General features: G+C 63.9%; 14 protein-coding genes. 5 read left to right on the forward strand and 9 right to left on the reverse strand.

The genetic code is table 11. The annotated features are described in order from the left end of the window. Positions 1 to 17: 17 nt before the first annotated feature. The 4 genes from AC01FP_RS01200 to AC01FP_RS01215 form a co-directional block, all read right to left on the reverse strand. Positions 18 to 215, reverse strand: coding sequence for a hypothetical protein (locus AC01FP_RS01200; RefSeq protein ID WP_474477096.1), 198 nt, complete (start codon positions 213 to 215; stop codon positions 18 to 20). A 94-nt stretch (positions 216 to 309) separates the two neighbouring features. After that, the gene (locus tag AC01FP_RS01205; RefSeq protein WP_474477212.1) at positions 310 to 1,590 is read right to left on the reverse strand and encodes a DEAD/DEAH box helicase; all 1,281 of its coding nucleotides are present in this window, start codon (positions 1,588 to 1,590) and stop codon (positions 310 to 312) included. 118 nt (positions 1,591 to 1,708) lie between these two features. Beyond that, positions 1,709 to 2,056, reverse strand: a complete 348-nt coding sequence (locus AC01FP_RS01210; RefSeq protein ID WP_474477099.1) for a DUF6464 family protein — start codon at positions 2,054 to 2,056, stop codon at positions 1,709 to 1,711. Beyond that, complete coding sequence (locus AC01FP_RS01215) at positions 2,053 to 2,820, reverse strand: TerC family protein (protein WP_474477102.1); 768 nt, start codon at positions 2,818 to 2,820, stop codon at positions 2,053 to 2,055. Before AC01FP_RS01215 ends, AC01FP_RS01210 begins: the two co-directional genes overlap by 4 nt. 43 nt (positions 2,821 to 2,863) lie before the next feature. Here AC01FP_RS01215 and AC01FP_RS01220 point away from each other — a divergent pair, with 43 nt between their 5' ends. Beyond that, complete coding sequence (locus tag AC01FP_RS01220) at positions 2,864 to 3,619, forward strand: hypothetical protein (RefSeq protein ID WP_474477105.1); 756 nt, start codon at positions 2,864 to 2,866, stop codon at positions 3,617 to 3,619. A gap of 31 nt (positions 3,620 to 3,650) precedes the next feature. Here AC01FP_RS01220 and AC01FP_RS01225 read toward each other — a convergent pair whose 3' ends face one another. Continuing rightward, positions 3,651 to 4,331 carry a hypothetical protein gene (locus AC01FP_RS01225; protein ID WP_474477108.1) on the reverse strand — a complete coding sequence of 227 codons (681 nt, stop codon included), beginning with the start codon at positions 4,329 to 4,331 and terminating at the stop codon, positions 3,651 to 3,653. A gap of 131 nt (positions 4,332 to 4,462) precedes the next feature. Here AC01FP_RS01225 and mfd point away from each other — a divergent pair, with 131 nt between their 5' ends. After that, positions 4,463 to 8,035 carry a transcription-repair coupling factor gene (mfd, locus tag AC01FP_RS01230; protein ID WP_474477111.1) on the forward strand — a complete coding sequence of 1,191 codons (3,573 nt, stop codon included), beginning with the start codon at positions 4,463 to 4,465 and terminating at the stop codon, positions 8,033 to 8,035. Positions 8,036 to 8,110: 75 nt separating this feature from the next. Continuing rightward, positions 8,111 to 8,284: a hypothetical protein gene (locus AC01FP_RS01235; RefSeq protein WP_474477113.1), complete on the forward strand. Its 174-nt coding sequence runs from the start codon at positions 8,111 to 8,113 to the stop codon at positions 8,282 to 8,284. A gap of 35 nt (positions 8,285 to 8,319) precedes the next feature. On the opposite strand, the gene AC01FP_RS01240 is transcribed toward AC01FP_RS01235, so the two are convergent. Then, positions 8,320 to 8,550, reverse strand: a complete 231-nt coding sequence (locus AC01FP_RS01240) for a DUF6737 family protein (protein WP_474477115.1) — start codon at positions 8,548 to 8,550, stop codon at positions 8,320 to 8,322. A 77-nt stretch (positions 8,551 to 8,627) separates the two neighbouring features. Here AC01FP_RS01240 and AC01FP_RS01245 point away from each other — a divergent pair, with 77 nt between their 5' ends. Further along, positions 8,628 to 9,227 carry a DUF3598 family protein gene (locus tag AC01FP_RS01245; RefSeq protein ID WP_474477118.1) on the forward strand — a complete coding sequence of 200 codons (600 nt, stop codon included), beginning with the start codon at positions 8,628 to 8,630 and terminating at the stop codon, positions 9,225 to 9,227. On the opposite strand, the gene AC01FP_RS01250 is transcribed toward AC01FP_RS01245, so the two are convergent. The 3 genes from AC01FP_RS01250 to AC01FP_RS01260 form a co-directional block, all read right to left on the reverse strand. Continuing rightward, a complete protein-coding gene (locus AC01FP_RS01250; RefSeq protein WP_474477120.1) occupies positions 9,206 to 10,552 on the reverse strand; it encodes a S41 family peptidase in 1,347 nt (448 codons plus the stop codon). The genes AC01FP_RS01245 and AC01FP_RS01250 overlap by 22 nt on opposite strands. 93 nt (positions 10,553 to 10,645) lie before the next feature. Next, positions 10,646 to 11,839, reverse strand: a complete 1,194-nt coding sequence (gene ispG / locus AC01FP_RS01255; protein WP_474477123.1) for a (E)-4-hydroxy-3-methylbut-2-enyl-diphosphate synthase — start codon at positions 11,837 to 11,839, stop codon at positions 10,646 to 10,648. 38 nt (positions 11,840 to 11,877) lie between these two features. Continuing rightward, a complete protein-coding gene (locus AC01FP_RS01260; RefSeq protein WP_474477126.1) occupies positions 11,878 to 12,504 on the reverse strand; it encodes a uracil-DNA glycosylase in 627 nt (208 codons plus the stop codon). A 107-nt stretch (positions 12,505 to 12,611) separates the two neighbouring features. Between AC01FP_RS01260 and AC01FP_RS01265 the strand changes: the two genes are divergently transcribed. After that, positions 12,612 to 13,817, forward strand: a complete 1,206-nt coding sequence (locus AC01FP_RS01265; RefSeq protein WP_474477130.1) for a pyridoxal phosphate-dependent aminotransferase — start codon at positions 12,612 to 12,614, stop codon at positions 13,815 to 13,817. The last annotated feature ends 31 nt before the right edge of the window (positions 13,818 to 13,848 follow it).

The raw sequence follows: 13,848 nt of genomic DNA on the forward strand, positions 1-13,848 counted from the left end.
CGGGTTGATCTTCAGAATCAGCCCGGAGCCTGGGGGGCTGCAGCCACCTTGCGGTGGATGGCGTGCAGACCCTCGAGTTGATTGTGCACAGACAACAGCTGGTCGCGGATGTGCTCGCTGTTGTCAATGCGCCCCAAGGCCAGCAGCATCGACTCAATCTGAACCTTGCAGTCGATCAGGACGCGGCACTCAGTAGATCCGGGTTCGTAGGACATAGATAAAAACCTGCGTGTTCCATACGAGCGGAGACCAACTTAAGCCGGTGTGTCGATTGCTGCCGTTAGAGCCAAACTGACCGGATTGAGGCGATCAGCGGCTCGCGCTGTAGCGACCCCGGCGACCCCCACCATCGCTGCCGCTGCGGGAGGGCCCGGCAGGCGGCGGTCCACCCCGGCGAGCACCGCCTCTGCCCTTGCCCCTGCCACCGCTTAAATCCAGGGGTGGAGCTGAGAGCACCTTGGGCTCAAAACCGGGCACCTCCTGCCGCGGCAGACGGGTGCCGATCATGCGTTCAATGGCCCGCAGTAGCTCACTTTCCTCAGCTGCCACCAGGGATATGGCATGGCCGTTGTGGCCGGCCCGGCCGGTGCGGCCGATCCGGTGTACGTAGTCCTCGGCCTGGTTCGGCAGATCCAGGTTGACCACGTGGGGCAGCTGGTGAATATCAATGCCCCGGGCCGCCAGGTCTGTTGCCACCAGCACCCGCAAAGAACCAGCCTTGAAGTCGGCCAGGGCGCGGGTGCGAGCTCCCTGGCTTTTGTTGCCATGGATAGCCGAAGCCGACATCCCCTCGCGGGTGAGTCGCTCGGCCATGCGGTTGGCGCCGTGCTTGGTGCGGGAAAACACCAGCACCTGCTGCCAATTGTTGCTGCTGATCAGGTGGCTGAGCAGATCAGCCTTGCGATCCATGTCGCAGGGATGCAACAGGTGCTCCACCGTGGGAGCGGTGCGGTTTTCGGGAGTGGCCTGGAGCTGCACGGGGTTGTGCAGCAGACCGGTGGCGAGGCGGCGAATATCCCCGGAGAAGGTGGCTGAGAAGAGCAGGTTTTGACGCTTGGGAGGCAGCAGGGCTAGGATTTTCTGGATATCGCGGATGAAGCCCATATCCAGCATCCGGTCGGCCTCATCGAGCACCAGGATCTCGACCCGGTCGAGCCGCAGGGCTTTCTGCTGGTAGAGGTCCATCAGCCGGCCCGGGGTGGCCACCAGCACGTCAGTGCCGCGCTGCAGCCTGGAAATCTGGGGATTCACCTTGACCCCGCCGAACACCACGTCGCTGCGCAGATCGAGGTAGCGGCCGTAGGCCCGCACGCTTTCGCCCACCTGGGCGGCCAGCTCACGGGTGGGGGTAAGCACAAGCGATCTCACGATGCCAGCGCGGGCGTGGGGGCCGTGACGCAACCGCTCCAGCATCGGCAAGGTAAAACCGGCCGTCTTGCCCGTGCCGGTCTGGGCCGCCGCCATCACGTCGTGACCCGCCAGCACCGCCGGGATGCACTGGCCCTGGATCGGTGAGGGCTTGGTGTAACCCTTTTCGGCTACCGCCTTCAAGATCGGCTCACCCAGCCCAAACGATGCAAAGTCGAGCAGCTCAGGGGCATCGCTGCTGAGCGCAGCAGGGTCCACCGCCACCGGACTGGAATCGGCAATCGCGGTGCCGGATCGTGGAGAGGGCTGACGGATTGCAGGTGTTGCGTGATCCCCCACCCTAGGGACCGGTGAAGTGGCTGCAGCGCTCGCAGGGGCCATCGGGAAGCACGGCACAGCGCAACAGCGGGCTGCGGGCGTTGAAACGGCAATCGGGGTTGCCGATCACCCACTGGTTTTGCCACCAGCGGGCATCGGCGGGCTGGCGCTGGGGCTTCACCTGCAAAGCAACGCTGGCAAGTTCGTAGCAGCCATTGCGCAATTGATAGCGGTGGCGACGCTGCAGCACCAGAAAACTGCGGCCGCCAGCCTCAAGCCAGCGGCCCGGATGGGGCACCTCAGCCAGCTCGGGCACCTCAAGCCAATCGAGCAGGCGATCGCTGCCGATCTGGCGCAGCTCCACCCTCATGGCTCCAGCGGTTTCGGCGCTAGAGGCAGGCGCACCGAAAAGCCCCAAGCAAACAAGGCAGCCACCAGCAGCAGCAGCAGCCACTCCGGCGGCACCACCTGGGGCATGCCCAGGCGCAGCAGCAGCCGAATGCCCACCAGACCCACAGCTAAATAGCCGGCCGTTTCCAGGTGCTTGTAAACCTCAAGCCAACGAATAAACAGTTCGGCGGTGAGTCGCAGGGCGATAACGCCGATCACCCCACCGGCCATCACCAGCCACAGCCGATCACTCACTGCCACCGCTGCGGCAACGCTGTCAAGCGAAAAAGCCAGATCGGTAAGGGCCAGGGTGGCCACAATTGAGCCCAGCCCGGAGTGGTGCAGGGAGCCGGGCTGGGCTCCAGCAGAGTCGGCGCCATTGGCTGCAGCAGCCTCACCTGCCCCCTCTTCGGGCTCAGACCACACCAGCAGCAGGTGGCGTCCGCACAGCCACAGCAAGTAGGACGCCGCCGCCAGTTGCAGCGGCCAGAAATTGAGCACCCAGCGGGCAGCCACGATCAACCCAAGCCGAAACACCAGGGCCAGAGCCAGGCCGAGATTGAGGGCCTGGCGCTGCCGGGCCGGATCCTCTAAGCCCCGGGCGATCGCCGCCAGGGCAATGGCGTTGTCGGCGGAGAGCACCGCCTCTAGGGCCACCAATAGGGGCAGCAACAACAGCACCTCACGCCACTGGTCTGCCTGGTTCAGCAGGGGGGTGAGGGATTGGATCGACTCCGCTTCCACGGGCTGCAGCGGGTCAGGATGGAAGCCAGTCTAGAAAGTCAGGTTGGAAGACCAGTTGGCCGATCTGCAGTTCGACGTGCAGCTGCTCCATGCCGAAGCCAGCAGTCGCGTTGTGCTGGTACAGGTAAGGCGTAGCGGCCAGGTCATCGACGGTGCTCTGGGCGAGGCGTCAACCGCAGACGCAGCAGAGGACCAGGCCCGCCAGCGCCTCGGGGAGCGCCTGCAAGCTCCAGCCCAGCCGGCTTCATCCCAGCCCCCTATCCCGACCCCGACCCCAATCCCAGCACCTACGACCGTCAAGATTGCCCCGAATCCCCAGGTTCAGCCCAAACCCCAACTCGAGCACCCAGCGGCACCTAGCTCCCCTCCAGCAAAGGAAATCGAAGAGCCCACGGCCGATCCGGAGGATTGGAGCAGCGAACTGGCCCGCCTGGATCTGCAGCTGCAGCGCCTCGGCTGGAATCGCGAGCAGGAGGCCGTCTACCTAGAGCGGGTATTCGGCCACCCCAACCGCAACCGCCTCACCAACTACGCGGACTTATTGGCCTACCTACAGGCGCTGGAGGGCTTTGCTGAGAGCAGCGATCCCGCCAGCGCGCCACCCCCCCTACGGCGGCGGGAGCTGCTCAGTCAGTGCGACGAGTTGCTCGGCCGATTGGAATGGGATCCGGTCCAGGGGCGGGCCTTCCTTGAGCAGCACTTCGCATTAGCCAGCCGCCAACTGCTCAGCGACACTCAACTTCTGCAATTCAACATGCTTTTGGAGAGCGAATGGCTATCCCATAATGTGGATCCATGAAATTCCCATTGAAAGGGAGTTGACACTCGGATTAGCAGTGTCTACGCACCAACTGGGCCCCCAGAGCGAGTCGGCTCTGGTTGGCATAGGCCTCTCGCTCTAGTTGCCGTTCCAGAGCCGTTGCCTTGCTGTAAACGGATTCGCTGAGCACGCTCGATAGGTTCCTGGGCAGGGCGGTAGGCAGACCCAGAGGGCGGGGGCTGGATCGCAGTCCCCGGTTACTGCAGCTCTGAGCAACGTGAATTGCTTCGTGATTGAGCACCCGGAAAAACTCGACACTTCCCTTCGCCACCACCCGGGGCTGGATGCGCACGGTGCGAGCCGCCGGGTCCCATTCCCCCGCCGCCCCCGCCCTGCGGGGCTGGCCCAGCTCCAGACGAACCCCTGCCTTGGCCAGCACCGTGAGCAGCTCACCGATCGCCAGGCGTTCGGCCCCGAAGCTGGGCGGGTTGGCGATCAGGGCCCGAAGCTCTGCCACCGAGAGCTTGGGTTCGTTGGCCCGGCGGCGGTAGTGGTATCGAACCGCACCGCTTGGCAGGGTTTCGGCCCGCGGCAGCCACTGCCGATCCGCTACGGCCAATTGCTGAAGCAAGGCAGCCTCTTGGCCTGCGGGCAGACCTGCCGCTTGGGCGGTCGGTCGCACAGGCACGGTCGCCAAGCAAGCGCCCAGCAGCGCCAGCAGAGCTGGCCCCTTACCCGGCCAGTTGGTCATGAGCGGCCGGTTGCTGTTGAACAGTTGGTTGGAGTTGAACAGGCAGCGAAGTCGGACCAGAAATTGGCGGCAACCAACACCACTCTGGTGCCAGTTGCGAAGATCGGAGCCTTCTGAGATTCCCTGACCCCATGCCCCTCACCGCCCTGGTGCGCCAGCTGCAGCAGGTGCCCCTCACCGGCGAGGTGTTGCTGCGCCTAGGGCGTGCTGACCGCCTGCGACTGAGTGGGGCCGGGCGCAGCGCGCGGGCTCTGGTGAGTAGCGCCCTGGCGGGGGCAGCCGAGGCACCTTTGCTGGTGCTGGTCCCCACCCTTGAGGAAGCGGGCCGCTGGGCAGCGCTGCTGGAGTTGATGGGCTGGAACAGCTGCCAGCTCTACCCCACAAGCGAGGGCAGCCCCTACGAGCCCTTTGACCCCACCAGTGAAATCACCTGGGGCCAGTTGCAGGTGCTCAGCGAGCTGCTGGATGCCCCCCGCCGCCTGGCAATCGTGGCCACCGAGAGGGCACTGCAGCCCCACCTGCCGCCGCCCGAAACCCTGCAGGCCCAGTGCCTGAGCCTGCGCAAGGGCGACACGATCGATCTTGAACAGCTCGCCACCACCCTCACCCGGCTGGGCTACGAACGGGTGCCCACCATTGAGCAGGAGGGCAGCTGGAGCCGACGCGGCGACATCGTTGATGTGTTTCCGGTGAGTGCCGAGCTACCCGTGCGGCTGGAGCTGTTTGGCGAAGAACTGGAGAAACTGCGGGAATTTGATCCCGCTTCCCAGCGCTCCCTAGACGCCATCGAGGTGGTGCGGCTCACACCCACCGGCTACGGCCCCCTGATCGCCGATGCCCTGCGCGAATCGATGCCCGATGGGCTCGAGCAAATGCTCAGCCCGGAGGCCCTCGAGCAGCTACTCGAAGGGGGCACCCCTGAGGGCATGCGGCGGCTGATGGGCCTGGCCTGGCAGCAGCCGGCCTCCCTGCTGGATTATTTGCCGGCCCACACCCTGATCGCCATCGATGAGCGGCGCCACTGCCTCTCCCATGGCCAGCAGTGGTTTGACCATGCCTGCGACCACTACGCCGACGTCGTGCAGGAGCTGGAAATAGAAGCCAGCGCGGCGCCAACCATCCTGCCGCCGCTCCTGCATCGCCCCGCGGCAGACGCCCTTGAGCAGGCGGAGATGTTTGCCGGTTTCGATCTGGCCGAGCTGCACGAAACCGACCAGCACCCCAACAGCTTTGACCTGGCCTCCCGCTCGGTGCCGGCCTACCCCAATGCCTTCGGCAAACTGGCGGGGCTGGTGAAGGGCTTTGTGGCCGAGAAAGCCACTGTCTGGCTGCTGTCGGCCCAGCCCTCGCGGGCGGTAGCCCTGCTGGAGGAACACGACTGCATCACCCGCTTCGTGCCCAATCCAGCCGACTTTCCGGCCATCGACCGACTGGTGGAGCAGGCCACGCCGGTGGCCCTGAAAACCAAGGGCACCGCCGAACTCGAAGGGCTGCAGCTACCGGCCTGGCGGCTGGTGCTGATCACCGACCGGGAGTTCTTTGGCCAGCACGCCCTGGCCGCCAGCGGCTACGTGCGCCGGCGCCGCAAGGCAGCTAGCCGCACCGTGGATCCGGGCAAGATGCAGCCGGGCGATTTCGTGGTGCATCGCAACCACGGCGTCGGCAAGTTTCTGAAGCTGGAAAAACTGGCGATCGGCGGCGAATCCCGCGACTACCTAGTGGTGCAATACGCCGACGGCCTATTGCGGGTGGCCGCCGACCAGCTGGGCAGCCTCGGCCGGTACCGCGCCAGCACCGATGCGCCTCCAGACCTAAACCGCATGGGCGGCACGGCCTGGGCCAAGGCCAAGGAGCGCGCCAAAAAGGCCGTGCGCAAGGTGGCGGTAGATCTGGTCAAGCTCTACGCCGAGCGCCACCAGGCACCGGGCTTCGCCTTCCCCGCCGACGGCCCCTGGCAGCACGAGCTCGAAGACTCCTTCCCCTACGAACCCACCCCCGACCAGGTGAAGGCCATCGCCGATGTCAAGCGGGATATGGAGCAGCCCCAGCCGATGGACCGGCTGGTGTGCGGCGATGTGGGCTTCGGCAAAACGGAGGTGGCGATCCGGGCCATCTTCAAGGCGGTCACGGCGGGCAAGCAGGTGGCGATGTTGGCCCCCACCACGGTGCTGGCGCAGCAGCACTGGCGCTGCCTTTCGGAGCGCTTTGCGCCCTACCCAATGAAAGTGAGCCTGCTAAACCGCTTCCGCACCACCGCCGAACGCAAAACAATCCTGGAAGGGTTGGGCGCAGGCACGGTCGATGTGGTGGTGGGCACCCACCAGCTGCTCTCCAAAAGCACCGGCTTCAAGCAGCTGGGTCTGCTGGTGGTGGATGAGGAGCAGCGCTTTGGCGTCAACCAGAAAGAAAAGATCAAGGCGCTGAGAAAAGACGTAGACGTGCTGACCCTTTCGGCCACGCCGATCCCCCGCACCCTTTACATGAGCCTCTCCGGCGTGCGGGAGATGAGCCTGATCACCACACCACCGCCGCTGCGCCGGCCGATCAAGACCCACCTGGCCGCCCTCGACGAGGAGGCCGTACGCAGCGCCATCCGCCAGGAGCTCGACCGCGGCGGTCAAATATTTTACGTGGTGCCGCGGGTGGAGGGTATTGAAGACGTGGCCTCCGGCCTGCGGCTAATGATCCCGGGCCTGCGGCTGCTGGTCGCCCACGGTCAGATGGCCGAAGGTGAGCTGGAGAGCGCCATGGTGGCCTTCAACGCCGGCGAAGCCGACCTGATGCTCTGCACCACGATCGTGGAGAGCGGCCTCGACATCCCGCGGGTGAACACGATCCTGATCGAGGACGCCCACAAGTTCGGCCTAGCCCAGCTCTATCAGCTGCGGGGCCGGGTGGGCCGCAGCGGTATCCAGGCCCATGCCTGGCTGTTTTATCCCGGCAATGCTTCCCTCAGCGAAGCGGCACGGCAACGGCTGCGGGCGATTCAGGAATTCGCCCAGCTGGGCAGTGGCTACCAGCTGGCCATGCGCGATATGGAGATCCGCGGCGTCGGCAACCTGCTGGGGGTGGAGCAGAGCGGCCAGATGGAAACCATCGGCTTCGACCTGTATATGGAGATGCTGCAGGAATGCCTTGCCGAGATCCAGGGCCAGGACATCCCAGTGGTGGAAGACACCCAGATCGACCTACCTGTGACCGCCTTCATCCCAGGCGACTGGATCACGGAAAACGAAGAAAAAATAGCCGCCTATCGGGCCGCTGCCGACTGCGGCAGCAAGGAGGCGTTGCTGGAGCTGGCCACCGGCTGGGTGGATCGCTACGGCGCCATTCCGGCGCCGGTGATCTCGCTGTTGCAGCTGATGGAGCTGAAGCTGGTGGCCAAGCGCTGCGGCTTCTCGCGCATCAAGCCGGAAAAACCCAACATCGCCCTGGAAACGCCCATGGAGGAGCCCGCCTTCCGCCTACTGCGCCAGGGCCTGCCCCAGCACCTCCATGGTCGCCTGGTGTTTCAGCCCGGATCGGGCGCCACCGCCAAGGTGCTGGCCCGGGGCCTGGGGGTGCTGCCTGCTGAGAAGCAGCTCGAGGAGCTGATGGGCTGGCTCAACCAGATGGCGGAGCAGATCCCAGGCGCCGATGGCCTCACCGAAGCCCAACGGCGCGAGCAGCTCAAGGCCCGCAACGAAGAGGTGTTGGCGGTCTAGGGCCCAAAGGCCCCTAACCCAACCAGGTTCCGCAAAAATCCGTTACATTCATGAGAAGTTGTGTAACGGCGATCCATGGGCGAAGTGATCGGGGCAGGTTCGGGGTTATTTGGCGGGTTCAGCCTCGTTTCTGGAGTGGTGAGCCTCCTGGCGATCGGCATGTACGCCCTGCTGCAACCAGGTGCTGGCAACAACAACGATGACGACGATTCCGGCCCCGGCGGTGGACTGATGCAACCGGTGGCTTGATTTCGCCTAGTTAGGCACTTGAAATCAAGACCAGATCAAGGTTTGTCTGATCCTTCAGCAGCCCACAGTTCGGCCTGATAACCAGCCGGCACCACAACCAAAAAAAGCAGCCACCAAGCCAGCACCCCTACAGCTACAGGCGCGGTGATCCACCAGCGCTGAAGCAGCACCCAGCTCCCTGCCACCACAACTACACCGGTGAGCAAGATGCTCCAGGGCTGGCACCACCAGGGCTTCATCTCCCAAATCGACTCAGGCTGGTTCATTTGGGTTGGGGGCGAATCAAGCGGCACAGCCACCTAATTTGCATATGAATAAGCCATCTTCGCCGCTTACTGGCCAGATGCGGCGTCAAACCCTGCTCGCCCACAACTCGGGCGATTGGCATGGCTGCTTCATTCGCTGTGATGGCCGGGGCCTGGAGCAGGAACGCTTCAAAAGCCAGCTCTCAGTACAAGACCAGGGCGGCACAGTAGTGGCAGCGCTTACAAACGTCAGCAGTGGCCAGGTGCGCTCAATGGATTTTGATGAGCCTCCGGCGGAAATGCAAATCAGCCCAGAGGGCCATTGGAGCCTTGGACCCGATCGCATCGGCCCCTGGACCTGGGTGAGCGAACTGTGCCTGGTGTGGGGTGAGCGCCGCCGCCGTGGCGTGATTCGCCATGGCAGCGAAAGGCTTGAATCGCTGATAGTTGTGAGTGAGGCGAGGCCAGGGATGGAGGAACCCTTACCTCCCGCGCCGCTGCAGGCCTTAGCTAGCCCTGCCCTCCCTGGCCCAGGCTTGATCTGGAGTCTGCCGGCAGCTTTAGGGATAACGCTCCAAACTGCGGATCGCCGGCAGTCTGGGGTGCCAGAAGAAGTCGCCCTGTGCTGGCAGCCCGAACCGGGTATTCACCTGGAAATTCGCAGGAGCCACAGCGCCTATGGCGCGCTAAAGCCCTGAGGGGCAACTGCTGCAGGCACATTGGCGCTGCGTGGGTTGTAGGCCTTCTCCAAGCTGTTGGTAATGCGCAGCCGCTTTACTAACGTCGTTTCCGCCACCCGGTATTGGCTGTCCTTTTTGGTGCCGAGATCCTCGAGCTTGAGGCGTTGGGCCTCGAGCTCAGTCATCTTTGCCGTGACATCTGGATCGATGCCGTGCTTATGAATATCTCGACCGCTTGGGGTGAGGTATTTGGCGATGGTCACGGTCATGCCGGAGCCATCGGATAGCCCCCGCACCGACTGCACCAAGCCCTTGCCGAATGTTTTCTGACCCACCAACACCGCCCGGTTGTTGTCCTGCAGGGCGCCGGAGAGAATTTCACTAGCGCTAGCTGAACCCTCATTCACCAACACCACCATGGGCTTGGTGGTGAGGGCGCGGCCGTTGGCGCGCTTGACATCCTGGATGCCGTCACGGGTTTTGGTGGACACGATCGTGCCCTCGTTTAGCCACTGGCGGGCAATCTCCACGCTTGCCATCAGCAGGCCGCCTGGGTTGCTGCGCAGATCGAGCACATAGCCCTGGGCCCCCTTCTCTTCGAGGTCCTTCACCGCCTGGCGCATGTCCTTGGTGGCGGTGGCATTGAATTGCTTAAGGCGGATATACCCCACCTTGATGCCATCGGCACTGGTGTTGATCTGGTGGTCAACGGCATGGAGCTCGATGCGCTCACGCGTAAGGGGCACCTCCAGGGTCTGGGCCTTGCGCTTAAGGGTGAGAGTTACCGAGGTGCCTGCCTGACCACGGATCAGCTTGACGGCATCCTCGGTGCTCATGCCCTTGGTCGACTTGCCGTCGATCGCCACAATCACATCCTTGGGCTGCACGCCAGCCCTAGATGCGGGCGAACCTTCAATAGGTGACACCACCACCAGATTTTTTGTTTCCTTATCCAGGCTCAGCTGAATTCCCACCCCGGAGAGTTCTCCGGAGGTGTCGATCTGCATCTCCTTGAATTCCCGTGGATCGAGGAAACGGGTGTAGGGATCATCGAGACTGCCGAGCATGCCCCGAATCGCTTCATAAGCTTCCTTGGAGCTGCCGTAGCTTTTAGCCAACACGTCGCGGCGCAGGCTGCGCCATTGCTCCGGCTTGTATTTGCCGTTTATATCCAGGTAGTCACGGAAGACGATCTGCCAGGTCTGGTCGATCACCTCCTTGGGGCTGTCGCTGATGCGAGAAGAGCCGCCGGGAGAGGTCACCACCTCCCGGGCCACAACCGCCGTAGCCGCACATGCACCAATGCCAACTAGTACTAGCAGGCTGGTGCGGGGGCTGGCCATCAGGGAAAGCCGTTGCGGCGCGGGAAACGTTCTCTCAAACTAGCGCCGCAAACTGGCATCAACCGGGGCGGGTTACCGGAAATGAGCAGGCGCTCAGGGATCAACCCAGCGACCATCCTCCTGAATCAGGGCGATCAGGGCTGCCACTCCCTCGGCCTCCGGCACCCGGCGAATTTCCTGGCGGCCCCGGTAGAGGGAAATGGTGCCAGGGATCTTGCCCACATAGCCGTAGTCGGCATCGGCCATTTCGCCCGGCCCATTAACGATGCAACCCATCACGGCGATGTCCAGACCGGTGAGGTGGGACGTGGCGTTGCGCACCTTGTGCAGCACCTCCTCCAGGTTGAACAGGGTGCGGCCGCAGCTGGGGCAGGCCACGTATTCCACCATCGTCTTGCGCAGCCCCAGGGCTTGCAGGATCGAGTAGCAAACTGGAATTTCCTTCTCTGGGGCCTCGGTGAGTGACACCCGGATCGTGTCTCCCAGCCCCTCGGCCAACAAGGGCGCAATACCGGCGGTGCTTTTAATTCGCCCGTAGTCGCCATCGCCTGCCTCGGTGACTCCCAAATGCAGGGGGTAAGGGAAGCCCTCCGCATCCATGCGGTCGGCCATCATGCGGTAGGCGGCCATCATCACCGGCGCCCGCGAAGCCTTCATTGACACCACGATGTTGTGGAAGTCGAGCCGGTCGCAGATGCGGATGAATTCCATGGCGCTCTCCACCATGCCCAGGGGCGTGTCGCCGTAGCTGAACAACATCCGCTCAGCCAGGGAGCCATGGTTAACACCGATGCGCAGGGCCTTGTCCTGCTGCTTAAGCAATTGCACCAACGGTTCAAACGTTTCGGCGATGCGCTCACCGATGGCAGATACTTCCTCGGGGCTGAATTCGGTGCGATTTGGATCAGGCTTGTCAAAGACAAACAAGCCGGGATTAATCCGCACCTTGTCAACGTGCTGGGCCACCTCCAAGGCAATCTTCATGCCGTTGTGGTGAACATCAGCCACCAGAGGCACCGGCTGGTAGGTGTCTTCCAGCCGCTGGCGAATTTCTTTTACTGCCTTAGCATGGGCCAGGGACGGCACCGTCAGTCGCACGATTTCGCAACCGACTTCATGCAGCCGCCGGATACCGGCCGTAGCCCCTTCGATATCAAGGGTGTCCTCATTGATCATCGACTGCACCGCCACCGGGTGATCGCTGCCGATCCAGATATCTCCCACCCGCACGCTGCGGGTCTGGCGCCGGTGAATCAGGGTGTCGTAGCGGGCCAGGGTGCCTGTCATGACTAGGTGACTGTGGGGGCCAGGAAGCGCAAAGCCTGTCACAACATCACCGCCGCTGACGGGTCGCGCAGATAACGGCGCACTTGGAGAAGATCTGTTGCTGTAAGCGCGCGCGGCGACCCTTTCTCAATCGAATTAAAGCGCAGCAGATAGGAGGGATGCAGTACCGGCATCAGGCGCCGGCCCCGCAAAATTTCAACCTCGCTGGCGTGCCACTGGCCCCGCAGGCTGGTGATGCCGCCCTTAATACCCAGCACCCCCTCCAGCGCCGTTGCCCCCAGCAGCAGGATCACGGCCGGATTCACTAGGGATATCTGGCGATCTAGCCAGGGGCGGCAGGCGACCAGCTCCATGGGCTTGGGCTTGCGGTTGCCGGGGGGGCGGCACTTCACCACATTGCACACGTAGGCGTCTCGGTTGCTGTCGATGCCAGCGGCAGCCAGCAGCTGATCGAGCAGCTGGCCGGAGCGACCCACAAAAGGCAAGCCAGCACTGTCTTCCTGAGCGCCGGGGCCCTCGCCGATCAGCATCAGCCGGGCGGCGGGATTACCCCGACTCACCACCACCTGGTGCCTCTCCGCGGCAAGATCACAGCGGCGACAGGCTGCGCAATCGAGCAGCAACTGACCCAGGGACTCGGGCGATGCAGGGGTAGATGTCGTCACGGTAAAACCATCAACGTGTAACTAGCTGGTCATTTCGTGCCCCCTTGAACCGTACGAGGCAAATCCGTAAGGCAGGATGCCAGCTAGTGCTGATGCCGCGCGTCCTGATGCCGGACACAGGGATGACCGCCGCGCCCACCACCACTCCGGCCCTCTCTGCCCGGGCCCGGGCTCTCCAGCCCTCCCTCACCCTGGCCATTGCCGCCCGAGCCAAGGCCCTCAAGGCCGATGGTCAGGACATCTGCAGCCTCAGCGCCGGCGAACCTGATTTCGACACCCCGGCCTTCATCCGCCAGGCCGCCACCGCTGCTCTAGAGGCAGGCCACACCCGCTACGGCCCAGCCGCCGGCGAGCCTGCCCTGCGCGATGCCATAGCCGCCAAGCTCAGCACTGAAAACGGCATAGCCACCACCGCCCAACAGGTGCTGGTCACCAACGGCGGCAAGCAGGCGCTCTACAACCTGTTTCAGGTGCTGCTGGAGCCAGGCGACGAGCTGCTGCTGCCGGCGCCCTACTGGCTCAGCTATCCAGAGATCGCCAAGCTCGCCGGCGCCTCGGTGACCATGCTGCCCAGCTCAGCCGCCCAGGGCTTCCGCCTCGATCCGGCCCAACTGGAGGCAGCCATCACTCCAGCCAGCAAGTTGCTTGTGCTCAACAGCCCCGGCAATCCCACCGGCATGGTGCTGAGCCGGCCGGAACTGGAGGCGATTGCCGAAGTGCTGCGTCGCCATCCCCAGTTGGCAGTGGTGTGCGATGAGATCTACGAATTCCTGCTGGCCCCCGGCCACGTCCACCACAGCTTTGCCGCCGTAGCGCCAGACCTAGCCGATCGCGTCTTCACGGTGAATGGCTTCGCCAAGGGCTGGGCCATGACCGGCTGGCGCCTTGGCTGGCTGGCCGGCCCCCAGCCGGTGGTGGCCGCAGCCAGTGCCCTGCAGAGCCAGAGCACGAGCAACGTTTGCAGTTTTGCCCAGTTCGGCGCCCTGGCCGCCATCGAAGCGCCCCGCGACTGCGTGCACGCCATGGCGGCCCAGTTCAACGAGCGCCGCAGCCTGCTCAGCGCGGGGCTGATGGCCATCGAAGGATTGCAATTGCTGCCCCCAGAGGGGGCGTTCTATGCCTTCCCCGATGTCAGCGGCTTCGGCCTCGATTCAATGACCCTGTGCAACCGGCTGCTCGATGAAGTGGGCCTGGCCGTGGTGCCAGGGGTTGCCTTCGGCGACGACCGCTGCATTCGGCTTTCCTGCGCTGTTGGCCCTGCCACGATTGAGGATGGCTTGGAGCGCCTGCAGCGCTTTCTGACCAATCTCTAAAGCCCACCTTGTAGGAGAATCTTTGGTGGAT

It is taken from the genome of Cyanobium sp. NIVA-CYA 375, from assembly GCF_056108345.1.